Annotated in this window: 34 protein-coding genes and 1 other RNA gene; 32 read left to right on the top strand and 3 right to left on the bottom strand. The window is 64.9% G+C overall.

Translation table 11 applies throughout. The features are described from left to right. Positions 1-406 precede the first annotated feature (406 nt). Positions 407-1,123: an XRE family transcriptional regulator gene (locus tag ACYQ00_RS20905; protein WP_460030206.1), complete on the bottom strand. Its 717-nt coding sequence runs from the start codon at positions 1,121-1,123 to the stop codon at positions 407-409. Between ACYQ00_RS20905 and ACYQ00_RS20900 the strand changes: the two genes are divergently transcribed. From ACYQ00_RS20900 to ACYQ00_RS20820, 17 genes are all read left to right on the top strand, one after another. Further along, entirely contained in the window at positions 1,117-1,341 is a 225-nt protein-coding gene (locus ACYQ00_RS20900; RefSeq protein ID WP_460030205.1) for a hypothetical protein, read from the top strand. The two genes, ACYQ00_RS20905 and ACYQ00_RS20900, sit on opposite strands and share 7 nt — an antisense overlap. Positions 1,342-1,393: 52 nt before the next feature. Then, a complete protein-coding gene (locus ACYQ00_RS20895) occupies positions 1,394-1,720 on the top strand; it encodes a hypothetical protein (protein WP_460030204.1) in 327 nt (108 codons plus the stop codon). Positions 1,721-1,749: 29 nt separating this feature from the next. Then, positions 1,750-1,989 carry a helix-turn-helix domain-containing protein gene (locus ACYQ00_RS20890; RefSeq protein WP_460030203.1) on the top strand — a complete coding sequence of 80 codons (240 nt, stop codon included), beginning with the start codon at positions 1,750-1,752 and terminating at the stop codon, positions 1,987-1,989. Next, a complete protein-coding gene (locus tag ACYQ00_RS20885; protein ID WP_460030202.1) occupies positions 1,986-4,013 on the top strand; it encodes a Mu transposase C-terminal domain-containing protein in 2,028 nt (675 codons plus the stop codon). Before ACYQ00_RS20890 ends, ACYQ00_RS20885 begins: the two co-directional genes overlap by 4 nt. A 12-nt stretch (positions 4,014-4,025) precedes the next feature. Beyond that, entirely contained in the window at positions 4,026-4,238 is a 213-nt protein-coding gene (locus ACYQ00_RS20880; RefSeq protein ID WP_460030201.1) for a Mu transposase C-terminal domain-containing protein, read from the top strand. Position 4,239: 1 nt separating this feature from the next. After that, positions 4,240-4,971 (top strand): AAA family ATPase, encoded by a 732-nt coding sequence (locus ACYQ00_RS20875; protein ID WP_460030200.1) that lies wholly within the window; start codon positions 4,240-4,242, stop codon positions 4,969-4,971. Next, positions 4,971-5,534 (top strand): hypothetical protein, encoded by a 564-nt coding sequence (locus ACYQ00_RS20870; protein WP_460030199.1) that lies wholly within the window; start codon positions 4,971-4,973, stop codon positions 5,532-5,534. Before ACYQ00_RS20875 ends, ACYQ00_RS20870 begins: the two co-directional genes overlap by 1 nt. Further along, positions 5,531-5,887, top strand: a complete 357-nt coding sequence (locus tag ACYQ00_RS20865; protein WP_460030198.1) for a hypothetical protein — start codon at positions 5,531-5,533, stop codon at positions 5,885-5,887. Before ACYQ00_RS20870 ends, ACYQ00_RS20865 begins: the two co-directional genes overlap by 4 nt. Before the next feature lie 12 nt (positions 5,888-5,899). Further along, a complete protein-coding gene (locus ACYQ00_RS20860; protein WP_460030197.1) occupies positions 5,900-6,088 on the top strand; it encodes a hypothetical protein in 189 nt (62 codons plus the stop codon). After that, entirely contained in the window at positions 6,085-6,726 is a 642-nt protein-coding gene (locus ACYQ00_RS20855; protein WP_460030196.1) for a DUF3164 family protein, read from the top strand. The genes ACYQ00_RS20860 and ACYQ00_RS20855 overlap by 4 nt, the downstream gene beginning before the upstream one ends. A gap of 26 nt (positions 6,727-6,752) precedes the next feature. Further along, the gene (locus tag ACYQ00_RS20850; protein ID WP_460030195.1) at positions 6,753-7,034 is read left to right on the top strand and encodes an HU family DNA-binding protein; all 282 of its coding nucleotides are present in this window, start codon (positions 6,753-6,755) and stop codon (positions 7,032-7,034) included. Further along, positions 7,033-7,098: hammerhead ribozyme type II (locus ACYQ00_RS20845), an RNA gene on the top strand. The genes ACYQ00_RS20850 and ACYQ00_RS20845 overlap by 2 nt, the downstream gene beginning before the upstream one ends. Positions 7,099-7,109: 11 nt before the next feature. Then, positions 7,110-7,568, top strand: a complete 459-nt coding sequence (locus tag ACYQ00_RS20840; RefSeq protein ID WP_460030194.1) for a gp16 family protein — start codon at positions 7,110-7,112, stop codon at positions 7,566-7,568. Next, entirely contained in the window at positions 7,568-8,008 is a 441-nt protein-coding gene (locus ACYQ00_RS20835; RefSeq protein WP_460030193.1) for a helix-turn-helix domain-containing protein, read from the top strand. The genes ACYQ00_RS20840 and ACYQ00_RS20835 overlap by 1 nt, the downstream gene beginning before the upstream one ends. After that, positions 7,998-8,351 carry a hypothetical protein gene (locus ACYQ00_RS20830; RefSeq protein WP_460030192.1) on the top strand — a complete coding sequence of 118 codons (354 nt, stop codon included), beginning with the start codon at positions 7,998-8,000 and terminating at the stop codon, positions 8,349-8,351. Before ACYQ00_RS20835 ends, ACYQ00_RS20830 begins: the two co-directional genes overlap by 11 nt. Then, on the top strand, positions 8,302-8,715 hold the full coding sequence (locus ACYQ00_RS20825; protein WP_460030191.1) for a hypothetical protein: 414 nt from the start codon (positions 8,302-8,304) through the stop codon (positions 8,713-8,715). Before ACYQ00_RS20830 ends, ACYQ00_RS20825 begins: the two co-directional genes overlap by 50 nt. Before the next feature lie 95 nt (positions 8,716-8,810). Beyond that, a complete protein-coding gene (locus ACYQ00_RS20820) occupies positions 8,811-8,948 on the top strand; it encodes a hypothetical protein (RefSeq protein WP_460030190.1) in 138 nt (45 codons plus the stop codon). Positions 8,949-8,973: 25 nt separating this feature from the next. On the opposite strand, the gene ACYQ00_RS20815 is transcribed toward ACYQ00_RS20820, so the two are convergent. Continuing rightward, a complete protein-coding gene (locus ACYQ00_RS20815; protein ID WP_460030189.1) occupies positions 8,974-9,459 on the bottom strand; it encodes a thermonuclease family protein in 486 nt (161 codons plus the stop codon). Further along, positions 9,438-9,671: an Ada metal-binding domain-containing protein gene (locus ACYQ00_RS20810; RefSeq protein ID WP_460030188.1), complete on the bottom strand. Its 234-nt coding sequence runs from the start codon at positions 9,669-9,671 to the stop codon at positions 9,438-9,440. The genes ACYQ00_RS20815 and ACYQ00_RS20810 overlap by 22 nt, the downstream gene beginning before the upstream one ends. Before the next feature lie 310 nt (positions 9,672-9,981). Here ACYQ00_RS20810 and ACYQ00_RS20805 point away from each other — a divergent pair, with 310 nt between their 5' ends. The 15 genes from ACYQ00_RS20805 to ACYQ00_RS20735 form a co-directional block, all read left to right on the top strand. Then, positions 9,982-10,632 carry a Rha family transcriptional regulator gene (locus tag ACYQ00_RS20805; protein ID WP_460030187.1) on the top strand — a complete coding sequence of 217 codons (651 nt, stop codon included), beginning with the start codon at positions 9,982-9,984 and terminating at the stop codon, positions 10,630-10,632. Beyond that, positions 10,629-10,847, top strand: a complete 219-nt coding sequence (locus tag ACYQ00_RS20800) for a hypothetical protein (protein ID WP_460030186.1) — start codon at positions 10,629-10,631, stop codon at positions 10,845-10,847. The genes ACYQ00_RS20805 and ACYQ00_RS20800 overlap by 4 nt, the downstream gene beginning before the upstream one ends. 76 nt (positions 10,848-10,923) lie before the next feature. Next, the gene (locus tag ACYQ00_RS20795; RefSeq protein ID WP_460030185.1) at positions 10,924-11,211 is read left to right on the top strand and encodes a hypothetical protein; all 288 of its coding nucleotides are present in this window, start codon (positions 10,924-10,926) and stop codon (positions 11,209-11,211) included. Between the two features lie 126 nt (positions 11,212-11,337). Beyond that, the gene (locus ACYQ00_RS20790; RefSeq protein ID WP_460030668.1) at positions 11,338-11,928 is read left to right on the top strand and encodes an N-acetylmuramidase family protein; all 591 of its coding nucleotides are present in this window, start codon (positions 11,338-11,340) and stop codon (positions 11,926-11,928) included. Positions 11,929-11,966: 38 nt separating this feature from the next. After that, positions 11,967-12,185 (top strand): hypothetical protein, encoded by a 219-nt coding sequence (locus tag ACYQ00_RS20785; RefSeq protein ID WP_460030182.1) that lies wholly within the window; start codon positions 11,967-11,969, stop codon positions 12,183-12,185. A 20-nt stretch (positions 12,186-12,205) separates the two neighbouring features. Continuing rightward, the gene (locus ACYQ00_RS20780; RefSeq protein ID WP_460030181.1) at positions 12,206-12,427 is read left to right on the top strand and encodes a TraR/DksA C4-type zinc finger protein; all 222 of its coding nucleotides are present in this window, start codon (positions 12,206-12,208) and stop codon (positions 12,425-12,427) included. Between the two features lie 84 nt (positions 12,428-12,511). Beyond that, positions 12,512-12,862: a DUF2730 family protein gene (locus ACYQ00_RS20775; protein ID WP_460030180.1), complete on the top strand. Its 351-nt coding sequence runs from the start codon at positions 12,512-12,514 to the stop codon at positions 12,860-12,862. Further along, positions 12,859-13,167 carry a VpaChn25_0724 family phage protein gene (locus ACYQ00_RS20770; RefSeq protein WP_460030667.1) on the top strand — a complete coding sequence of 103 codons (309 nt, stop codon included), beginning with the start codon at positions 12,859-12,861 and terminating at the stop codon, positions 13,165-13,167. Before ACYQ00_RS20775 ends, ACYQ00_RS20770 begins: the two co-directional genes overlap by 4 nt. 10 nt (positions 13,168-13,177) lie before the next feature. After that, entirely contained in the window at positions 13,178-13,729 is a 552-nt protein-coding gene (locus tag ACYQ00_RS20765) for a DUF3486 family protein (RefSeq protein ID WP_460030666.1), read from the top strand. Between the two features lie 12 nt (positions 13,730-13,741). Continuing rightward, on the top strand, positions 13,742-15,100 hold the full coding sequence (locus ACYQ00_RS20760) for a terminase large subunit domain-containing protein (protein WP_460033959.1): 1,359 nt from the start codon (positions 13,742-13,744) through the stop codon (positions 15,098-15,100). 142 nt (positions 15,101-15,242) lie between these two features. After that, positions 15,243-16,940, top strand: coding sequence for a DUF935 domain-containing protein (locus ACYQ00_RS20755; RefSeq protein ID WP_460033901.1), 1,698 nt, complete (start codon positions 15,243-15,245; stop codon positions 16,938-16,940). Between the two features lie 17 nt (positions 16,941-16,957). Next, positions 16,958-18,268 carry a phage head morphogenesis protein gene (locus ACYQ00_RS20750; RefSeq protein ID WP_460033902.1) on the top strand — a complete coding sequence of 437 codons (1,311 nt, stop codon included), beginning with the start codon at positions 16,958-16,960 and terminating at the stop codon, positions 18,266-18,268. 497 nt (positions 18,269-18,765) lie between these two features. After that, a complete protein-coding gene (locus ACYQ00_RS20745; protein WP_460033903.1) occupies positions 18,766-19,848 on the top strand; it encodes a phage protease in 1,083 nt (360 codons plus the stop codon). Further along, entirely contained in the window at positions 19,849-20,304 is a 456-nt protein-coding gene (locus tag ACYQ00_RS20740) for a hypothetical protein (RefSeq protein ID WP_460033904.1), read from the top strand. A 24-nt stretch (positions 20,305-20,328) separates the two neighbouring features. Beyond that, on the top strand, positions 20,329-20,947 hold a 619-nt coding region (locus ACYQ00_RS20735; protein WP_460033958.1), incomplete at its 3' end, for a Mu-like prophage major head subunit gpT family protein.

Here is a 20,947-nt window from a genome sequence, read left to right as displayed (position 1 = left end):
CAGGGCAGCGGCTGCTTTTATCAGGCAGTGAGGCGGGACATGGTGGGATTTGAGGGGATATAGTGGGAAGGAAAACGCGTTGTTAGGAGCGTCCTGGCGGGTCTGAAAGCCGCTGGGGCGCTTTTATCAGTTTTGGGGGTTTGCGGCCTGCTGGCCAGGTCTTGCCGCGTCTGCTTTTATCACCGGCTTTCACGTAACTATTTGATGCTGCAAGCTTTCGACATCAGGACCCCCGCGCGGTTGATTGGCTGACCCGGAACCAACTGCACACTTACACTGAGAAAAAATCATATTTTAAATCAGTAAGTTGATGTTGTTTTGACAATCTAGTTCCGAGTCCGACTCGGAACTAGATTTCACCCATAATTCTATACTGCCAATGTATACAATGACACGTTTGGCATACCTATCTTGCCTCTCTACACCACCATAAGACGCGCCCTATAATGTGAATGTATTGCCCTTCGAGTGAAAGGTCTATTTCGATAGGATCGTATGACGGATTTTTGCTCCTAAGCACAAGCTTGCCTGGAAGCTTGTCAATGCATTTAATTAGTATTTCATGGTCAATTGCAATCGCATAAATCGCGCCTGCAATTAGTTCCTTTTTGCTTTCATCTATTAGTACCATGTCGCCGCCATGAATGTCAGGCTCCATAGAGTCACCATAAACATCCATAAGCACCATGCTAGATGGGCGACCTCTCGCAATAACCCACTCTTCGCGGAAGGCGAACCACCCGTGGACATCTCCAGATGTTTCCAAGCTGCCATTACCAGCCGACAGCCGTGCGTTGACTTTCTTAATGTAGATCATGCCGCTTTCGGATGCTAACTGCGGCGCGGCGTCTATTTGGCCGAGAAGTAGAAAGTCGGTTGAACAACCGAAAAATCGGGCGAGACTGATTATGGCGTCGCCTTTCGGTAGCCAACCATCCTCATAGCGCTGCAGTGAAGAGGTCGCGACTCCGAGCGCCTGTGCAACATCGCGCTGTGTAAGGCTTTTCGAGTCCCTAAGCTTGCGCAAGCGTTCGCCGAAACCTTTATTTTTACCTCCCTCCTCAGGCATTTTGGGATGATTTTTTTGCATTTTTATCCAATGGTTAAAGTGTGTTGATGGCATCACTCAAAAAACAGGTGATCATTGCTCAATTTTTCGGTTGCAACACCCGAAAAATCGGTTTAGAAGAAGTCTCGCAAGGTCGCCATGTAGACCATGCCCCCAGTCTGGATAACACCAGTTCAGGCCGGAAACAACGCCCGGAAAAACCCGGATATTGGACGGACAATGCCCCATCGGACGCGCCCACTGTCTCTTTTCGCCGCATCGTTGGACGTTGATCCAATGATCAAGGCGGCCATGCGGCGAGCTTATGAATCCACGGGGCTGAGTATGGATCAGGTGGTTGATCGGATGAACGGGGTAGCCGGGGAGCATGGGCTCACACTCTCGGCTGGGCGCGGTGGGCGGCTTTCTGTCGAGACTTTGGCGAAATGGCTGAACCCAATGGAAACAGACAGACCGGTGCCAACGCGCGGGGTGGTGGCTTTCTGCCGAGCCTTGCACACGCTGGAGCCGTTGCAGGCGCTGGCGGCTCCATTGGAGGCGAAGGTCATCGACCGGAAGCAGGTTGCCCTGCTGCAGCTTGCGGAGTTGGAAGAGGCCGAGCGGCAACTGAAGAAGAAAAAGGCCCGGTTGCGGGCTGTGTTGGAGGACTAGGCATGACGGGTAGCAAAAGGCCTATGGCCATGGCGCGGCGTATTGATTCCGTGGAGAGCCCACGCAACGGGCGGGCGATCCGGGCGTACCTGGTGCGTAAAGGGATCAGCATGGCGGACATCGCCAGGGATCTGGAGTGCTCCCGCAGCCTGGTCTGCCACACGGTGCGTGGCGGAAAAAACAACAAACGGGTGCTGACGCGGCTGGTTGAACTGGGCGTGCCGCGCCGTTATCTGGCTCTGCCGGACGGCGTAGGGGTGGCTGCGTGAAAGCGCTGCCGGCCCGCGTAATCGCCTCATCGCTTGGCGTAACCGAGCGGGGACTGAGGAAACGTGCTCTCTATGAGGATTGGCCCTACGTCACCGGCACGCGCGGCGCACGGCTGTATCTGCTGGAGGGGTTGCCGGCGGCGGTACGGGAGCGGGCTGTTGCGCATGTGCTGGACCAGGCTGCCCCATTGACCGGACCCGCGCCAGCTGCGCAGGTGCCGGCCTGTCTGATGGCCCCCATGCGGGACTGGCAGGCGGAGGTGCGGGACGCGCGATTGGGCGTGCTGGAAGCCGTCCGCGGGCTGGCCGAAACCATGCGGGTGGGGATCATCAAGGCTGAAGCCACATTTGCAGCAATGGCCGCGGCGGGGACGTTGGCCCCCCGGCTGGCGGAGTTGGCCGCGGTGGCCAATGCCCGCAAGGGCGAACAGCGGGCTGTGAGTGCCGTGACGCTGCGGCTCTGGCGCACCACGCTGGACCGGCAGGGGCCGGATGCCCTGGCCCCGAAGCCCACCAAATTGCCAGACAACGCGCCCCCGGCGTGGCTGGGGCCGTTCCTCAAGCTGTACCGCCGGCCTGGCAAGCCGACCCTGGCCATGTGCTATGAAGTGGCCGTTACCCAGGGGTTAACGCTGCCTTCCATCAGCGCGGTGGAACGGACCATCAAGCGTCTGGGCGCGGTGCAGGCCAACAAGGGCCGCATGGGGCCGCGGGCGCTGCGGAATCTGCAAGCCTACGTTAAACGCACCTTCAAAGAGCTTTTGCCCGGCGACGTGTACACGTCCGACGGCCACCGGCAGGACATGAAGGTGCTGCACCCGGATCATGGCCAGCCATTCCGGCCCGAGGTGGTGGCGGTATTGGATCTTGCCTCGCGCAAGTGCGTGGGCTGGAGCAGCTGGGAGCATGAATCCGCCGGGCTGGTGGCAGATGCCCTGCGGCACAGCGTGGAGACGGCGGGCATCCCGGCCCTGTTCTATGCGGACAATGGCTGCGGCTTCAAGAATGAGATGCTTGGCCGCGAAGGCGACGGGCTGTTGCTGCGCCTGGGCGTGCGCATTGAGCACAGCATCCCCTACAATTCCCAGGCCCGCGGGGTGATCGAAGGATTTCAGAAGAACTGGATCCGCAGCGCGCGGATGCTGCCCGGCTACTGCGGCTGGGACATGGATGATGAGGCCGAGAAGAAGATCCACAAGCTGGCGCTGGTGCAGATCAAGGAGCGCGGAACTTCGCCCCTGTATCCGACCTGGGATCAATACCTGGCCTGGATGGACGAGCAGATGCGGGCCTACAACGCCCGGCCGCATCGTGGCTTGCCCAGGATTCAAGATCCGCAGACGGGCCAGCTCCGTCACCAGACCCCGGACGAACGCTGGGCCGAGCTGGCCCGCGATCCCCTGTGCGAGCTGTTCCACCCGACGCCCGAAGAGGCCGCCGAGCTGTTCCGGCCGCATCTGATCCGGACCTGCCGGCGGTGCCTCGTGACGCTGTTCAACCGGGAGTACTACGCGCCGGAATTGGAGGCCATGCACGGGCAGGAAGTGCAGGTTGCCTACGATTTGCACGACTTTTCCAAGGTCTGGGTCCGCAACCTGGACGGCCAGCTGCTGGCCATTGCCAAGCAGGACGGCCACGCCGCGGCGTATTTCCCGCAATCGACCATTGAGGCCGCGCGCGAAGGTCGCCGCAAGGCGCAGCTGAAGCGGGCGCAGGCCAAGGTGGTGGAGATGCAGGGATATGTGCTCGGGGGAACTGAGTTCCCCCGAACCCCCTCCATTCCACTCGATCAGGGGGGGCAGGGGGGATTCTCCCCCCTGGAGGCTGCCTCCATTGCCCCCGCCCCGGCGGGGAACCCCAAGCGTGAGCGCTTCCTCAAAGCGCAGGCCCTGGAGGCCCGGCGCACGGGAGGCGAGGCCCTCTCGCCGCATGAAGCCAAGTGGCTGGATTATTACGTCACCACACCAGAATACCTCAGCCAGGCCCGGCTCTATGAAGAGTTCGGGGAAGTGGCCCTGGGATAACAGGAGGAACAGATGAGAGTGTTGCAACGAGTCCCCCAACGAGGTCGCATCGTGATCCATGGCACGAGTTACGAACACCCCGCATTGTGCCTGCAGCATGGGGGCGAGGTGAAGGTGGCTTTTGATCCTACTGATCTAGGCAGTGTGTGTGTCTATGACAAATGTTCACGCCCCCTGTGTGTTGCCAAACAGGCCACCGTTGGCCCTGCCAAGAAAGGAGCCTGAGATGACGGCAGCAGGCACGGGCATTGCGCCCCTGACAAACGTGCGGCTCTTTGCCGAGCTGGTGGAACGGGTCTGCAACCGGCCGGCGCACCTGCCGGGCATGGCCACGTTCCACGGGCACAGCGGCTACGGCAAGACCTGGAGCGCCATCCACGCGGCCAACAAGGCGCGGGCCAAGTACGTGGAGGTGGGGTCATCCTGGACCAAGAAAAAGCTGTGCACGGCCATTGCCACCGAGCTGGGCCTCGCGCCCCGCGGGACCATCGGGGACATGGTGGAAAAGGTTGTCGAAGCCCTGGCCGTGGCCAATGCGCCATTGATCATCGACGAGGCCGACCATCTGGCGGCCCGTGGCATGATCGAGCTGGTGCGGGAGCTGCACGACGCCAGCGGCGCGCCCATCATCCTGATTGGCGAGGAGCGGCTGCCGGACAAGCTGGCCCAGCATGAGCGCGTCCACAACCGGATGCTGGACTGGCTGCCGGCCCAGCCGGCCACGGTACAGGACTGCGAGCTGCTGGCCCGGCACTACTGCCCGGATGTGGCCATTGCGCCCGGCTTGCTGGCCCGGTTGCACCAGGCCAGCGGCGGGCGGCTGCGGCGCATCTGCGTCAATCTGGAACGGGTGCGGGAAGCGGCCCGGACCGAGGGCTGGGAGCAGGCGGACGAACAACACTGGGGCAAGCGGGAATTCTTCAAAGGGGAGACCCCGGCCGTGCGGAGGGCTGCGTGATGCCTCCGAAACCTATTGATCAACGCCACCCCCTGGCCGGCAATGACGCGGTGTGGACGGCCATGCTGGAGTTGGCCGACGCGGGCAGGGACATCACTGTGGCGGCCGTGGGGGCCAAGGTACTGCGGGGCAAGGGCGAAATCCGGGAATACCTGCGCCGGCTGTGCCTGGCCGGGGTGTGCACGGCCACTCCTGGCCAGGGGATAGGGGCGATGACGACGTACCGATTGACGCAACGCCCGGCGCAAGCCCCGCATCTGGACAAAGAAGGCAAGCCGTTCCCGGAAACGGACCAACAGCGCATGTGGCGCGGGTTGCGGATGATGAAGGCGTGCACGGCTGTGGACCTGGCCACCGCCGTCTCCGTGAAGGAAAGCGTCGCCTACACTTATCTGAAAATGCTGGCGCATGCCGGGTATGTCACCAGATCGGGCGACCAGTACCGCCTGGTGCGCCAGCATGGGCCGCTGGCGCCGATGATCCAGAAGGTGAAGCAGGTCTATGACCCCAACCTCCAGGCCGTGGTCTGGCCGCAAGGGGCGCAGAAGGGGGCGCGGCCATGAGTGCGTTGCAGGTGGCGAGGCAGCACTGGAGCCCGCTGCCGCCCTGGGTGGAGACCCTGGCCAAGGCCTGCGACGCGGAGAGCCAGGCGGCGGTGGCCAAGCAGTTGGGCGTCTCCCCGGCCCAGGTCAGCACGGCGCTTCGGAGCAAATACCCTGGCGACCTGGTCGGGCTGGAAGCGAAGGTCTGGCGGGTGCTCGGCGGGGACGTGGTCAACTGCCCGGTGCTGGGGGAAATCGAAGGGGCCACGTGTCTGGAACATCAACGGCGGCCCCTGGCCGCGACATCCGGATTCCGCGTGCGGCTGCATCGGGCCTGCCAGGCCTGTCCGCAGCGCATCGTGAACGGCAGTTGAAGGAGGCGTGAAATGTCAATCGCTATTGAAATCATGGAGACGGCCTTTGCCGTGCAGCGGCTGCAGGGCTGGAGCAGCGACCCCAACCTGATGCGCGAGTCCAGGGATATTGCGGAACGGCTGGTGCAGCTGGCCAAGCATGTGGATGCCCTGGAAACGACGGACAGAGCCAACAAGGAAGCAGAGGAGGTGACGGCATGAGCGAGGAACAGGCGGCCTACGGAGCGACACCCCAGACCGACATGGCCGATTTTCGCCAGGATGCCCGCGGCAATCTGGTGCACGTGAAGAACATCAAACCCCTGGACATGGCCCGCGATGACCTGGTCCGGTCCATCATCCCAGATGCCCTGGCATTGCGCCAGGCCCTGCGGGACTTCAAGGCCAGGGTGTCCGGCGATGTGGCCGCCTTCGTGGATCTGGCATTCGAGGAGTACGGCGTCAAACGCGGTGGTAGCAAAGGCAATGTCAGCCTGCCGACCTTTGACGGCCGGTACAAAGTCGAACGCGTCATTCAGGAGCGGGTGGAGTTCGACGAACGCATCAAGGCGGCGCAGGCCCTGGTCCAGGACTGCCTGACGGAATGGACCTCCGGCGTGTCCCCGCAGGTGAAGACCATCATTGACGCGGCCTTCCAGGCCGATGGCAACGGCATGCTCTCGCGGGCCAAGGTCTTGAGCCTGTTGCGCCTGACCTTTGAAGATGACCGCTGGAATCGGGCCATGGAGGCCATCAAGGACAGCCTGCGTGTGGTGGACAGCAAAACGCACTTCAAGATCCTCGAACGTCAGGAAGACGGCAGCTATCGCAACATCCCCCTGACGTTGAGTGACGCATAACCCAAGAGAAGAAGAAGGAAATCATCATGACCGAAGCACAGCTCATCGACGCCATCAAGGACAAGTTCGCCGGAGATATCACCAAGACCGCCATCGGCCAAGTGCTGGACGCCCTGGCCGCGGTGGCCACTGAAACCCTGGCCCGTGGGGAGAGGGTGCCCCTGCCGGGCCTGGGCAAGCTGGAAGTGCAGCAGCGCGCCGCTCGCATGGGGCGCAATCCCAAGACCGGCGCGCCGCTGGAGATTGCCGCCAGCAACACGGTGAAGCTCAATCTGGCGCAAGCGCTGAAGGGGGCGGTGAATCCGTAAGCGAAACGGGAGGTCTCCTCCCGTCGGCATGGCGCGGTGGCCAGGCCCTGATGAGCAGCCAACGGAGAAAGACGCATGAAACCCACACGCAACGCAACCCCCACCCATACGCCGCAGGACACCAAGAAGGCCCTGGCCATGGTGCATGTGGCCAAGCAGAAGCTGCGGTTGGATGACGACGTGTACCGCAACCTGCTCCAGGACAGGTTCGGTGTCGGGTCTGCCAAAGACCTGACCCCGGCGCAGCTGGGTTTGTTGCTGGACCAGTTCCGCCAGCTCGGATTCAAGCCGTCCAAAAAGCCGGCGGATGTGAAGACGGGCCGCGGCACAGGGCCACTCCTGCGCAAAATCGAAGCCCTGCTGGCCGCCAAGGGTCAGGATGAGGGACGCTTTGTGCCCCTCTCGTATGCCGAGGGCCTGCTCAAAAAGATGACCGGCGTGGAGAAGCTGGCATGGGCCACACCTGAGGATTTGCGCAAGGTGGTGGCGGCACTCTCGGTGCACAATCGGCGGCACGGTGGGAGGCAGTCCTGATGCCGCGGCCGTCTGCCCTGCTGGGCGACCCCTCACACCGTACGCGCTGGCTGCCGGCCTCCCTGCGGGCGCTGGCCGAGGAGCTCGGCCCCGGCGGCGGCGAGGCCTGCCTGCGGTTGATGGAGGCTTACGGCGGAGTGGCCCGGCTGTACATCCCGCGGCACATCGGGCCGGGGCATCCCATCGCCCGGATCATGGGCTGGCCGGAGGCCAAGCGCCTGGCGGCAATCTATGGCGGCGACTACCTGTGCAACGTGCCCCTGGGCACCGAGGCCGTGCGCAAGGCCCGAGACGCCGAAATCGTGGAGCGCGTGGCCGCCGGAGCCTCGCCGCGGGATGTGGCCCTGGACCTGCGCCTGACCGAACGCACGGTGCGCCGGGTGCTGGCCCGGGCACGGGATGCCGGTCCCCGGCAGGGGAGCCTGTTCGATGACTTTTGAGGCAGCCCGGCTGCATGGGGTGTGGCAGGGCGCAGCCCCCGGCTCCAAGGACGTGCTGCGCTTTGATCCCTCGGGCCGGCTCTACGTCTTTATGTACGGCCACGCTGCAGCCCGGGATCTGCTGATTGAAGACGTGGCCGAGACAGACGCCGGCCTGGTCTTCCGGCTTCGCTCCGGCCGCAAGTCCGTGGTGGCTACCATCAGCCAGGATGGCCGGCTGAAAATGGAGTGCGGCGGGGAAGTGTATTTTTTTTCAGAAGGTTGGATGGATAATGGCCGAAAAACGCAAGCCCATGGCGACGCTCTTGCTCAGAAAACCGGGCAATATAAGCATCAAAATTGAAATTTTTGACGGCGCGCTTTTCGGGCAAGCCGGCTACCGCCTGCGGGTGAATGGGCGCTTTGTGTCCGTCAAGGGCCAGCCCTTTTACCATGCTGCAGACGGGGTGGTGGCAACATTGCGTGGGCTGGTCTTCGGCACCTGGATCCTGCCGGAACCGGAAGAGGAAGCCCCGCCGGCCGCCTTCGCCCCCGGCGACCGTGTGACCGTATTCTATGAACTGGCCGGCGTGCCACGGGCCGAGATGGGCATTGTCCGTTCCGCCCCCCTGCAGGATCAGGCCGGCCGGCAGCATGTGCTGGTGGCCACGGGCGGGCCGATGCGCGTGGCGCTGTTTCCGGTGGAAAAAGTGGAGGTGCGGGAGTGAAATCGCTGCTGTTGCCCGGCCTCGTTGCCGTTGTGTCGCTCGCCCTTGTCTTTGCCCTGGGGGTTGTTCTGGGTGTGTCTGCAGGGATGTACGGGATGCTTGAATCCCTACGCGCCTCCACGGTGCGGACGGTGGAGGATGGGGAGCCGACAGTGGAGTTGCACTTTGTCCTTGGCCCGTTCCGGTATGTCAAAAAGATCGCTGCCGAGGCCCCTGCCGATGCCCCGCGTTAAAAAAGCCGGGTTGCCCCGGCTTCGTTCACTTGTTCCGCCTGCGCCACTCCCACGGCGGGGTGGGATCGGCCTCTGCCCAAAGGCCGCGGCCGGCTGCTCTGGCGGCAGCCTCGCTCGCGTCCCATTGCTTGCAGACGGTGATGGTGCAATATTTCGTGTAAACCCAGGCGTGCCCGGCCTCTACAATCTCTCCGTTGAGGCTTTTTCCGCCGATGGAGACCAAAGCAACCTGCCGACCATACCGGTCCACATCAACCGTTTCTCCTTCAACCACCGCGTTGTATGCCTTGGCCCGGACGAATTGCGTCGCCTCGAAGCCTCCAGGCTGGGCAGATTCCGGGCAATCGATCCCGTACAACCGCACTTTGATCGTCGTGGCATTGTTCAGGATGACGTGGATGGTGTCACCATCGGGGATGTACGAGACGACGCCGGACCAGCCCCAGGCAGAGGCCGGCACAAGCAACAGCAGGAAAACGAGCAGCCGCGTCATGGCTTGCAGACCTTGCATGGGCGGTATCCTGCAGCAATGGCTGCATCGCGGGATTCAAAGGCGGCTGTGCAGCGTTTGCAATTGAAGTGTTTGCAGCCCTGGATATGGAAGATGCCGGATTCAGTATTGCCGTGGTACGTTGCTCCGGCGGCGTGGAGCATGGCCGCAGCGCCCATAGCCAAGGCCAGGGACAAGGCCAGCGAGACGGCCAAGTTGCGAAGTGGAAGCATGTCTCCTCCGATAGCTACACGGTTGATGGTATTGACAAGCCAGCATGCATGGCTCTTGACATTTTCCCGCATCGGGTGCAACTCTTTCCATACGGAGCCTGAGAACTCCTCAAAGGTCGGACCCGCACCCGTTAGACTTGCGGTTTTTTTGCGCCCTGCGTCTTCCTGACGGCAGGCAAGAGCCCAGATTGTTTTGCCGGGTGTAGGTTAATACAAGAGCCCTTTCGGGGGTAAATAAGCCTGCCGCTACCTTTGGCGGTTCTCAGCACCCGGCTTTTTTTGTTCATGAGAAAATCAAAGGAGCTCTGCCATGTCTGACCTGATCCCCCTTGATGTGACCCGCGACCTGGAGTTTCACGGCGACACGCCTGTGATCTCTTCCCTGCGCATTGCCGAGCGTTTCGATAAGCAACACGGCAACGTTCTGCGCGACATCCGCGAATTGTCTACCAAGTGTTCGGAATCATTTGTTGGACTCAATTTTGAGTTCAATACATACACCGATCCCATTGGCCGCACTCTGCCTATGTGCTACCTGACCCGCGACGGATTTTCCATGTTGGTCATGGGGTTCACCGGCCCCGAGGCCATGCGCTGGAAGGAAGGCTACATTGCCGCCTTCAATGCCCTTGAAGCGGCCGTGAAAGAGTCCCTGGTGCAGCGCCTGGAGCGGGCGGAAGCCGTGACGCGGATCCTGGAGGCCACGCACCGGGAGGAGGTGGCGCGGCTCCTGGCCCTGCCGGACGAGCGGCGGCAGCTGCTCTTGCGCGCGGCGCGGTATGTGCGTTTGGGGCTGGCCCGGTGGGAAATCCGCCGCTTGACGGGCGTGTCCGAGCGGACGCTGGAGCGGGCCATTGCCGACGCCCGCAGCCTGGGGCTGATAGACTATCCGCCAGAGAAGGAAAAGCCCTTTGGGGCGCAGTTGGCGCAGGCCCTGCTTTCCATGGAGGCTACGGCATGAACTACCTGCGCCCGACGGACACGTGCCAGGATGCCCTGGAACGGGCTGCCGGCGTGGCGGCCTTTCTGGGGGCCATGGCGGAACGGGTGGCGCTGGAGCCCCTGAGTCCGGATGAAGCCTACGGGCTGCAGTGCGTGGTGATGGCCCTGGAAGAAACGCTGACCCTGGCCAAGGGCCTGCCGCCGTGCCGGCGGCCCGGCAGCCTGGCTGCATAGCGCATATAGGGGAAGGCCCTGGCCTGCAAGCGTCGAGGCCTTCCCTTTCCGCCCAACTCCACATAGGATAGTCGCCATGCGTACCACCTTCGCCTTGATCCTCTCCTTGCTCCTCATCCTTCCTGCCGCCGCCCAGGTCGCCAAGGCCGCCCAGGCCGCGGACTCCGGCCACATGGTGGACGGCCAGGGCCGGACCACTGGGACGTACACCCGCCAGGGGGACGGCGTGATCCTGCGGGACCGCCAGGGCCGGACGCTGGGGCGCATGGAACAGACGCCCGGCGGGGATGTGCGCGCCACGGACCGCCAGGGCCGGCGCGTGGACCCTGCGGCCGTGCTGCCCGGAGCCTCCCCGCAGCCCTGATCCCGCCTCCGCGCCCATTCCCCATCTATGTCCGCCTGCTTCGGCCTGACACCTGTCAGGCCGTTTTTTTTGGCCCGCCAGGGGTAGCGTCTGCACATTGCTGCATCTCATCTGCCTGGAGGTCACATGCGCGCTCCCTTGACCGATGCCGACATTGCCGCCGCAGCCGCCGCCCTGGGGGTGGAAGCCTGCGCGGTGCGGGCCGTCCTGGCCGTGGAATCCTTGGGCAAGGGATTTTTGCCCGACGGCCGCCCGAGGGTGCTGTTTGAGGGCCATATCTTCTGGCGTCAGCTGGTCTCGCGAAATATCGACCCCGCGCCCCTGGCCGGCAAGTACCCCAACCTCGTGTACCCCAAGTGGGACCGGTCGCAGTACCGGGGCTCCCTTGGTGAATGGGAGCGGCTGAACAGCGCCGCCCTGATACACAAGGATGCGGCCCTGTGTGCGGCGTCCTGGGGGTTGTTCCAGATCATGGGCTTCAATCACCCGCTGTGCGGGTTCGCTGACGTGCAGGCCTTCGTGGCTGCGCACTGCGAAAGCGAGGCGAGGCAGCTGGAGGCCTTCTGCGCCTACCTGCGTTCCGCGGGTCTGGTCGCCCCCCTGCAGCGGCTGGACTGGTCCGAATTCGCCAGGCGCTACAACGGGCCGGGCTACAAGGCAAACAAGTACGACACCAAACTGGCGGAGGCCTACGGGCGCTGCCGCCGGGATCAGTAACCAACAACACGACGTCCCCCAAAAAAAGGAGCATTCTCATGGCTGATCTGAACACCGTCAAAACGTTCTTCGGCTCCAAGACCGTCTGGGGCGGGCTGGTGGCCCTGGCGGCCGGCCTGGCGGGCCTGGTCGGCTACGCCATCAGCCCGGAAGACCAGGCCCAGCTGGTGGAAGTGGGCGCGGGACTGGCCGCGACCGTAGGCGGGGCTGTGGCCGTCGTTGGCCGCGTGGTGGCCACCAAGGCCATCAAGAAGTAAGGCCGGCAGGCGACGCGCAGATGGATGAAGCAGATCAGGCGCAACGGGCGGAGGCCGCCTTTCTGGCGCAGGCCCTGGCCCAAGCGGGTCGGGCGGGCGCGCCGGAGCTGGCCAACGCTGACGGGCTGTGCCCCGACTGTACCGATTGTGGCGACCCCATCCCCGCAGCGCGGCGGCAGGCCATGCCCGGCTGCCGCCGCTGCCGGGACTGCCAGGAACTCTATGAATCGGAGCGGCCATAACAGGCCATATTAGGGGCCGCCGCCAATGCCTGACCATCCACCGACCATCAACCGGCCTGCGGGCCAGGCCCCCCGGAGGCATGCGTGGACTACGCCACCGCAAAATTCTGGATTGATTTGGCCCAGACGTTTTTTACCGGCGCATTGGGCATCTACATTTACATGGTCAACCGCGAACGGGTCACGAACCAGCGTATCAAGGAGCTGGAAGACACCCTTGAAGAGCGTTTGAACGACCATGCCTCGCGCCTGGCCAAGGTCGAGACCACGTGCTGTACCACGCCCAGTCAGACCCAGCTGCATACGGAGCTGGCCAAAGTCTATGAGCGCATGAACCGCATTGACAGCACCTTGAACGATCTGGCCGGCGAATCACGGGCCAATCGCCAGTTGCTCACCACCATGCATACCTTCCTCTTGGAGCGCAACGCATGAGCACCTATGCCACCACTGTGGAGCAGCGCCGCCGCTTGGACCTGCTGCGCCTGCTGGCCCTGGAGCCCGGCTACCGGCTGAACGCCCCGCTGCTGCAGGCCTGCTGCTGCGAGGCCGGCTTGCCCAGCACCCTGGACCAGGTCGAAGGCTCCCTGGCCTGGCTGGCCGAGACTGGCCTGGTCAATCGCGAGACCGTGGGCGGCGTGTCCGGAGTGACCGTGGCCACCCTGACGCCCCGCGGCCTGGACGTTTCCCGCGGGTTGGCCGAGGTACCGGGCGTGGCCCGACCCCTGCCCGGGGAATAGGGGAAAGAGCATGCCCCAGCCCTCGACCATCGACCGCCTGCCGCCGGACATCAAGGAACAGCTCCAGGCCCTGCTGCGGGATCCGCGGGTGACGCAGCTGGAGGCCACGGCGCGCATCAACGCCATCCTGGAAGAGGAAGGCCATGCCGAGCGCGTCTCCAAGAGCGCGGTGAACCGCTATGCCCGGAGCATGGCCGTGGTGGGGGAACGCCTGCAGCAAAGCCGCGAGGTGGCGGCCATGTGGATCGGCAAGCTGGGCTCCCAGCCGGCCGGCGAGGTGGGTAACCTCCTCAATGAAGTGTTGAGGACCCTGGCCTTTGACTGCGCCCTGGGGCTGGCCGAAGAGGAAGGCGGGGCCACGCCGGCCCTGCTCATGAAGCTGGCCATTGCCGTGGAAAAACTGGAGCGGGCGGCCAGCGAGAACGAGAAGCGGGCGGCGCGCATCCTGGAACGCGAACGGACGCGGGCGGCCGAGGCCCTGCAGCAGGCCGGGAACAAGGCTGGCCTTTCGCCGGAGGTGCTGGCCATGATCCGCGAACAGGTTTACGGCCTGTCCGGATAGTCCGGGTAATCCATGCCAGCCCTGGAGCTCTACCCCTATCAACGCCAATGGATCGGCGACAAAAGCCGGTTCAAGATCGGGATGCTTGCACGCCAGACGGGCAAGACGTTCACGACAACCTTGGAGATCGTGGACGATTGCCTGGAAGCGGCGTCCCAGGGCTGGCGGGAGCGCTGGGTCATTCTCTCCCGCGGGGAGCGCCAGGCGAAGGAGGCTATTGATGAAGGGGTCAAACCTCACGCCAAGGCCTATGGCGCGGCCTTCGAGTCCCTGGAATACGAATGGAAGGACGAGGCCACCTACAAGGCCCTGGAGGTTGTGCTTCCCGGAGGCAGCCGCATCACGGCTCTGCCGGCAAACCCGAACACGGCCCGCGGTTTTTCTGCCAACGTCTTCCTTGATGAATTCGGATTTCATCAAGACAGCAAGGCTATCTGGAAGGCCCTATTCCCTGTCATCTCCAAGCCCGGTCTGAAGCTGCGCGTCACCTCCACCCCCAACGGCAAGGACAACAAATTCTATGAGTTGATGACCGGGGAAAGCCGGGTCTGGTCCCGCCATGTGGTGGACATCCACCGCGCGGTGGCCGACGGGCTGCCGCGGGACATAGCCGAGCTCCGGGAAGGTCTGGATGACGAGGACGCCTGGGCGCAAGAATACGAACTCAAGTGGCTGGACGAAGCCTCGGCCTGGTTGTCCTATGACCTGATCAATTCCGTGGAGCATGACGCGGCCGGGGAGCCGGACCACTACCAGGGCGGCCCCTGTTACATCGGCGTGGACATTGGCCGGCGCAAGGACCTGTTCGTCATCTGGGTCCTGGAGCTGGTGGGCGACGTCTTCTGGGCGCGCGAGCTCATCACGCGGCAGCGGGCGACCTTCAAGGAACAGGATGCCCTGCTGGCCGCGTGCTTCGACAAGTACACCGTGGTCCGGTGCTGCATGGACCAGACCGGCATGGGCGAAAAGCCCGTGGAAGACGCCAAGGACGCCCACGGCCAGTACCGCGTGGAAGGCGTGCTCTTTACCGGGCCGGCCAAGCAGCACCTGGCCACCCTGGGCAAGGAAGCCTTTCAGGACCGCCGGCTGCGCATCCCCCAGGGCGACACGGGCCTTCGGCGGGACTTGCATTCCCTCAAGAAAATCCAGGCGCCCCTGGGCGCGCCGCGGTTTCTCTCCCAGGGGGATGCCGATTCCCACGCCGACCGGGCCTGGGCGCTCTTCCTGGCCCTTTATGCCGGCGGCACCGCAGCCGAACGCTTCGCCTACCAAGCCGTGCGCCAGGGGGCGCATGCCTCCAGCGACCAAGCACTTGACGCCGTGCGCCGCCTGGTCAAGGCCGGCGCCGGCTGGTGCCGCGGTAGATTTTGACAAGGAGAATGGGGGACGCCGTCCCCCAAGCCCCCTGCCAGGGGGATGATCCCCCTGGACCCCGCTGAGGGGGCCAGTAGGACAGGGGGGAAATCATTTCCCCCGGCGGGGTGTGGGGCAGCGCCCCACGCAAGGAGCCTCTATGCTGTACGATCATCTGGGCCGGCCGGTGCGGCCGGCGGAACTGACGCGGGAAGTGGCCGCGCCCAGGCTCACGGGCCTGCGCAATCCCTGGCCGGACGCCCTCATCGCCTCGCGCCTGACTCCGGACCGGGTGGCGCGCATCCTCATGGACGCCGGCCAGGGGGATTGCCGGGAGTTTTTGGGCCTGGCCGAAGAGATGGAAGAGCGGGATCTGCACTATGCCGGCGTGCTGGGCACGCGCAAGCTGGCCGTGGCCGGCCTGGCGCGCATGGTGGAGGCGGCCTCGGACGCGCCGCGGGATCAGGAGCTGGCCGACGCCGTGCGGGCATTGGTGGCCACGCCGCAGATGACCTGGCTGGTCATGGACCTGCTGGACGCCCTGGGCAAGGGCTTCGCCGCCGTGGAAATCTGCTGGGAGCGCGGGCCGCGCTGGACGCCGCGGGAGTATAAACGACGCGACCCCAGGTGGTTCATCTTTGACCGGGACAGCGGCGAGGAGCTGCGGCTGCTGGATCCGGAATATCCCGACGGCATGCCCCTGCCGCCGTATCAGTTCGTGGTGCATTATGCGCGGCTCAAGAGCGGCCTGCCCATCCGGGGCGGCCTGGCCCGGCTGTGTCTGGCGTCTTTTCTGTGCAAGTCGTGGACGGTGACGGACTGGATGCGCTTTGCCGAGCTCTTCGGCATGCCCCTGCGCGTGGGCCGCTACGGCCCCTCTGCCAGCGCGGACGACATCGGCACCCTGGTCAGCGCCGTGGCCAACCTGGGCACCGACGCCGCCTGCGTGCTGCCGGACTCCATGCGCATCGAGTTCCAGCAGGCCGGGGCGGTGGCCGGCGGGCAGGAACTCTTTTTGAAGCTCGCCGAATATCTGGACAAGCAGGTCAGCAAGGGCGTGCTGGGCCAGACCATGACCACGGATGACGGGGCCAGCATGGCCCAGGCCAAGATCCACAATGAGGTCCGGCTGGATATCCTGGTCTACGACGCCCTGAACATTGAAGCCACCTTAAACCGGGATTTGATCGAGCCCTTCATCCAGCTCAACTGGGGCAAACAAGACGCCTACCCCCGCCTGACCCTGCCCGTGCCCGAGCCCGAGGACATCGCCGGCCTGGTGGACGCCCTGGCCAAGCTCGTGCCCCTGGGCCTCCGGGTGGAGGCCAGCGTGGTGCGCGACAAGCTCGGCCTGCCGGACCCGCCAAACCTGGAAGACGGCGGGGAGCTGCTGGGAGAGAAGAAGGAAGAGGAGAGAAGGGAGAAGGAAGAAGAGGTCGGGGGAACTGAGTTCCCCCAAGCCCCCTCCACTGGGGCGGGTGGCGATTCCCCAGGGGAATCGTCGCCCGCCCAAGCAGGGGGTCCAGGGGGGATTATTCCCCCTGGTTCTCGCCCTGGTTCTCGGGCGGCCCAGAGCCAGGGGGCAGGTTCCGTGGGGAGTGCCGCGCCCGTGATGACCGATTCCCGGTCCCTGGCCCTGTTGGAAGACATAGAAGCCGAGATGCTGGCGGATGAATGGGAGCCCGTGGCCGCGGAACTGACAGACCCGGTGGTGGCGCTGGCTGAGGCCTGCGACAGCTTTGAGGAGTTTGCCGCCAGGCTGCCGGAGCTGCTGGAGACCCTGGCCCCCACGCAGCTGGCGGCCTCCCTGGCCAAGGCCGCCTTTGCCGCCCGCGGCGCGGGCGATGCGACGGACTAGGGGGCAAGGGAACAGCCATGCCGGACTACACCGACAAGCCGGGGTTCTCCTTTCCAGGCAAGCCGCCCAGGGAGGCGTTGGAATTCTTCCGCAAGAAGGGGCTGCGGGTCTCCTTCAATCATGATGAAGTCTGGGGCGAGGAACACGCCGCAGCCTGGACCGTGGCCAAGGCCACGCGCCTGGAGGTGCTGCAGACCCTGCGCGAGGCCATGGACAAGGCCACGGCCGAAGGCGAGACGATCCGGACTTTTGCCAAGGAGCTGCGGCCGCGGCTCAAGCAACTGGGCTGGTACGGCGAAGGCGTGGAAGTGGTTGATCCCAGAACGGGCGAAGTCAGGAAGGTGCTGGTGGGCCTGGCCCGGCTCAAGCGTATCTATTCGACCAATCTGCGCACGGCCCGTGCCGCCGGGCAGTGGGACCGCATCCAGCGGACCAAGACCAGTCACCCGTATCTGCTCTATCAGCTGGGGCCGAGCCGCGAGCACCGGCCCGAACACCAGGCCTTCAATGGGTTGTTGCTGCCAGCGGATGATCCATTTTGGTCCACGCACTATCCGCCCAATGGCTGGGGCTGCAAATGCTGGGTGCGCCAGGTCTCCAAGGTGGAGCATGGGCGTCTGGCGGGCAAGGGGGACATCCGCCAGCAGGCCCCGGACGTCTCTCCCAGGCCCTGGACCAACCGGCGCACCGGGGAGGTGCTGCAGGTGCACCAGGGCTGTGACCCTGGCTGGGATTACAACGTGGGGAAAACCAGGCGGGACCTGGACGCCGCCCGCCACGCCATGGACGGCCTGGGCCGGGCGCATCCCGGCGACGCCGCGCGGGCCTGGCGGCAGGACCAGGCCCACCTGCTGCCCAGGACCTCCCGGGAATACCGGGCCTGGGCCGAGGGGCTCTCCCTGGGGGACACGGGCCGGCAGTACGGCGGCCGCCGTACCATCGGCGTCATGAGCGAGGCTACCCTGCAGGCGCTGGGAAAACTGGGCGTGCGGCCACAATCCGCGGGCTTGAGCATCGAGGCGCGGGAAGTGCGCCACCTGCTGGCCGAGGCCCGCAAGGGGGCCAAGGCTGTGCCCGCAGGCCATGTGCTCCGGCTGCCGGAGCTGCTGGGCAGGCCCAAGGCGGTGTTGTGGGACGGGGCAGGCCGGCGACCGGCGCTGTTGTACGTCTGGGAAGTGGAGGGCGAAACACGGCTGGCCCGCCTGGCCGTCCGGCTGGATCATGACCTGGGCAAGGGGGCGAAGGCCAATGCCATCCGCAGCGCCGGCATGGTGGACCTGGCCAACCTCAAACAGCCTGGGCTCACAATATTGGAGGGGGAAATTTAAGCAAGGGGTAGCCCTTGGCGGGACGCCAATGCGAGTCAAAGCTCGCCTCCCCCGCATGGAAGCTCGCAAGCAACCACTGGCCCGGCGTTTTTCCAGTCTTCAAGAGCTACCCGATATCGATATATATAGACCCTGGCGCGCGGGTGCGCAAGCCCTTTGTGGCAGTGTTGGCGTTCGCGGCCCATATTTGCCCTGTAACGCCCGCAAGCATCCGGACCACCAGTGATGCCGGGAAGTGACATTGCGGCCGTCAGGCGCGGCGTTAAACGCCTTTTAAACGCTCTTATTGAAGGAGTCAGCGCTCTAGACTTTCTCCCGCCGCCGTGCCACCATTGCAGCGTGCTCTTTTCCCACCCCTTTTGAGGGGGTCCGGGGGAAATCATTTCCCCCGGGAAAGCCGTTTCCCCTCTTCCCCCGCCTTTTCTTCCCCCCTCCCGCCTTGGGCCTGACACGTGTCAGGCCTCTTTTTTTGTCCGCCTCCGGCTAGACCGGGGGGCATGGACACCTTCCGTGCCGCCTTTTCCTATTGCTTCGAGCTGCCGGCCGCGCCCTCTCAGGTTGCGCCCTCTCAGGCCACGGGCCAGCCCGTGCCCGCAGCCCCAGCCGAAATCCAGTTGCTGCCGGCTGGCCCGGAGATCGTGGGCCGGGACGGCCGCCGGTTTGTGCTGCCCTCGGCTCAGGCCGTGGTGGACGCCTTTGCGGCCCGTGGCCGGCCTGCGCCCATCGACCGTGATCATGTGGGCGAGGAGCCCTTGCAGGAAGCCCCGGCGGCCGGCTGGATCACCAGCCTGCGCGTGGCCGACGACGGCACGGTCTGGGGCTCGGTGGACTGGACGCCGCGCGGCGGGCGGCAGGTGGCGGACCGCGAGTACCGCTGGATCAGTCCGGTGCTGCTGCATGACCGGGGCGGCGTGATCCTGGATATCGCGGGCGCGGGCCTGACCAACAATCCCAACCTGCCCCTGCGCGCCTTGAATGCGCGGGGGGCGACATCGCAGGAGGATCCCATGGCCACGCAACAGCAACAGCCGCCGGCTACTGCCCCGGCTCCCGTCCCGTCCGTCTCCCCCGGCTCCCCCGTCTCTCCGGACATCGCCGCCATCACCGCCGTCTTGGGGCTGCCGGCCACGGCCGGGCCGCAGGAGGTGGTGACGGCGATCAACTCCATCAAGGCGTCCGCCATGCCGGACCTGACCCGCTACGTGCCCCGGGCGGACTATGACGCCGCCGCCCAGCGCGCGGCCAATGCCGAGGCAAAGCTTGCGGGCATCGAGCAGCAGGCCAAAGAGGCCGCCATCGAGGCCGCCATTGGCGAGGCCCTCAAGGCTGGCAAGATTGTCCCGGCCACGGCGGACTTTTACCGGGCCAGCTGCCGCCAGGACGGCGGGCTGGAGGCGTTTCGGGCGTTTTGCGCCGTGGCTCCGGCAATCGGGACGCCCAGCGCCGCCACAGGCGCGCCGCCCGAGGGCGCGGCCCCGACCCTGGATGCCCCGGCGCGCGCCGTTTGCGCCGCCCTGGGGATTGCCGAGGCTGATTACGCCAAGGCCCTGCACACCACATCGGCCGAAGGAGGCAAGTAGATGGCTGCCCTGACGGGAGACCGCAATACCCTGCGCCGCGAGCGCAATTTTCTGGAGCTGCCCCTGGCCGCGGGCGCGGTGCTGCATGCCGGCGGCGTGGCCTGTCTGGACGCCACGGGGCATCTGGTCCCCGCGACGTCTGGAGCTGGTGCCCCCGGCCTGGTGGCCGTGGGCCGGGTGGAGGCTGGCGTGAGCAATGCCGGCGGCCTGGCCGGTGATGTGGCGGCCGTGGTCCGGCCCGGACTCTTTTTGCTGGCCTCGGCCACCGCAGCCGACGCCATCACCCAGGCCGAAGTGGGCCGCGTGGTCTATCTGGTGGATGACCAGACCGTGGCCAAGACCGATGGCACGGGGACCCGTGCCCCGGCCGGCGTGGTCTGGGGCCTGGAGCACGGCCAGGTCTGGGTGGAGATCGACCCGTCCCTGTCCGCCACCCTGGCCCTGGCGCTGGCTTAACACAGGAAGAAGGAAGGAACCGTCATGCTCATCAACCGCCAGAATCTCAGCGCCCTGACCACGGGCTTCAAGGTCATCTTTAACAACGCCTTTGCCGGCGCGCCCAGTGACTGGGAGCGCATCGCCATGACCGTGCCCAGCAGCGCGGCCCAGGAAGTCTATCCCTGGCTGGGCAGTATGAGCAGGTTTCGCAAGTGGGTGGGCGACCGCGTGATCCAGAACTTCAAAGAGCACAAGATGACCATCGTCAACGAGCCCTTTGAAAACACCATCGGCGTCAGGCGCACGGATATCGAAGATGATCAGTATGGCGTCTACAATCCGCTGTTCCAGCAGCTGGGCTACGACGCCAAGACCCACCCCGGCGAGCTGGTCTGGGGCCTGCTCAAGCAGGGCTTCGACACGCCTTGCTATGATGGCCAGTATTTCTTCGACACCGACCATCCGGTCATCCTCAAGGACGGCAGCGTGGTCAGCGCCAGCAACTACGGCGGCGGCTCGGGCACGCCCTGGTACCTGTTTGACCTGCGCCGGCCCATCAAGCCCATCATCTTCCAGAAACGCAAGGACTACACCTTCGTGTCCCTGACCAAGGAAGACGACGAGAACGTCTTCATGCGCGCGGAATTTTTCTACGGCGTGG

The organism is Megalodesulfovibrio paquesii, assembly GCF_054653055.1.
The sequence above is the reverse complement of the archived record's forward strand: the minus strand, read 5'-3'. Positions and strand labels throughout refer to the sequence as shown.

Coding starts and splice junctions, on each gene's coding strand:
- ACYQ00_RS20740 (WP_460033904.1), top strand. CDS start 19,849: ATGGCTGCCCTGACGGGAGACCGCAATACCCTGCGCCGCGAGCGCAAT.
- ACYQ00_RS20805 (WP_460030187.1), top strand. CDS start 9,982: ATGTCTGACCTGATCCCCCTTGATGTGACCCGCGACCTGGAGTTTCAC.
- ACYQ00_RS20890 (WP_460030203.1), top strand. CDS start 1,750: ATGGCGCGGCGTATTGATTCCGTGGAGAGCCCACGCAACGGGCGGGCG.
- ACYQ00_RS20760 (WP_460033959.1), top strand. CDS start 13,742: ATGCCAGCCCTGGAGCTCTACCCCTATCAACGCCAATGGATCGGCGAC.
- ACYQ00_RS20815 (WP_460030189.1), bottom strand. CDS start 9,459: ATGCAAGGTCTGCAAGCCATGACGCGGCTGCTCGTTTTCCTGCTGTTG.
- ACYQ00_RS20800 (WP_460030186.1), top strand. CDS start 10,629: ATGAACTACCTGCGCCCGACGGACACGTGCCAGGATGCCCTGGAACGG.
- ACYQ00_RS20750 (WP_460033902.1), top strand. CDS start 16,958: ATGCCGGACTACACCGACAAGCCGGGGTTCTCCTTTCCAGGCAAGCCG.
- ACYQ00_RS20895 (WP_460030204.1), top strand. CDS start 1,394: ATGGATCAGGTGGTTGATCGGATGAACGGGGTAGCCGGGGAGCATGGG.
- ACYQ00_RS20785 (WP_460030182.1), top strand. CDS start 11,967: ATGGCTGATCTGAACACCGTCAAAACGTTCTTCGGCTCCAAGACCGTC.
- ACYQ00_RS20900 (WP_460030205.1), top strand. CDS start 1,117: ATGGCATCACTCAAAAAACAGGTGATCATTGCTCAATTTTTCGGTTGC.
- ACYQ00_RS20770 (WP_460030667.1), top strand. CDS start 12,859: ATGAGCACCTATGCCACCACTGTGGAGCAGCGCCGCCGCTTGGACCTG.
- ACYQ00_RS20850 (WP_460030195.1), top strand. CDS start 6,753: ATGACCGAAGCACAGCTCATCGACGCCATCAAGGACAAGTTCGCCGGA.
- ACYQ00_RS20875 (WP_460030200.1), top strand. CDS start 4,240: ATGACGGCAGCAGGCACGGGCATTGCGCCCCTGACAAACGTGCGGCTC.
- ACYQ00_RS20880 (WP_460030201.1), top strand. CDS start 4,026: ATGAGAGTGTTGCAACGAGTCCCCCAACGAGGTCGCATCGTGATCCAT.
- ACYQ00_RS20795 (WP_460030185.1), top strand. CDS start 10,924: ATGCGTACCACCTTCGCCTTGATCCTCTCCTTGCTCCTCATCCTTCCT.
- ACYQ00_RS20755 (WP_460033901.1), top strand. CDS start 15,243: ATGCTGTACGATCATCTGGGCCGGCCGGTGCGGCCGGCGGAACTGACG.
- ACYQ00_RS20825 (WP_460030191.1), top strand. CDS start 8,302: ATGGCGACGCTCTTGCTCAGAAAACCGGGCAATATAAGCATCAAAATT.
- ACYQ00_RS20780 (WP_460030181.1), top strand. CDS start 12,206: ATGGATGAAGCAGATCAGGCGCAACGGGCGGAGGCCGCCTTTCTGGCG.
- ACYQ00_RS20765 (WP_460030666.1), top strand. CDS start 13,178: ATGCCCCAGCCCTCGACCATCGACCGCCTGCCGCCGGACATCAAGGAA.
- ACYQ00_RS20840 (WP_460030194.1), top strand. CDS start 7,110: ATGAAACCCACACGCAACGCAACCCCCACCCATACGCCGCAGGACACC.
- ACYQ00_RS20855 (WP_460030196.1), top strand. CDS start 6,085: ATGAGCGAGGAACAGGCGGCCTACGGAGCGACACCCCAGACCGACATG.
- ACYQ00_RS20820 (WP_460030190.1), top strand. CDS start 8,811: ATGCTTGAATCCCTACGCGCCTCCACGGTGCGGACGGTGGAGGATGGG.
- ACYQ00_RS20835 (WP_460030193.1), top strand. CDS start 7,568: ATGCCGCGGCCGTCTGCCCTGCTGGGCGACCCCTCACACCGTACGCGC.
- ACYQ00_RS20860 (WP_460030197.1), top strand. CDS start 5,900: ATGTCAATCGCTATTGAAATCATGGAGACGGCCTTTGCCGTGCAGCGG.
- ACYQ00_RS20905 (WP_460030206.1), bottom strand. CDS start 1,123: ATGCCATCAACACACTTTAACCATTGGATAAAAATGCAAAAAAATCAT.
- ACYQ00_RS20830 (WP_460030192.1), top strand. CDS start 7,998: ATGACTTTTGAGGCAGCCCGGCTGCATGGGGTGTGGCAGGGCGCAGCC.
- ACYQ00_RS20745 (WP_460033903.1), top strand. CDS start 18,766: ATGGACACCTTCCGTGCCGCCTTTTCCTATTGCTTCGAGCTGCCGGCC.
- ACYQ00_RS20870 (WP_460030199.1), top strand. CDS start 4,971: ATGCCTCCGAAACCTATTGATCAACGCCACCCCCTGGCCGGCAATGAC.
- ACYQ00_RS20865 (WP_460030198.1), top strand. CDS start 5,531: ATGAGTGCGTTGCAGGTGGCGAGGCAGCACTGGAGCCCGCTGCCGCCC.
- ACYQ00_RS20810 (WP_460030188.1), bottom strand. CDS start 9,671: ATGCTTCCACTTCGCAACTTGGCCGTCTCGCTGGCCTTGTCCCTGGCC.
- ACYQ00_RS20790 (WP_460030668.1), top strand. CDS start 11,338: ATGCGCGCTCCCTTGACCGATGCCGACATTGCCGCCGCAGCCGCCGCC.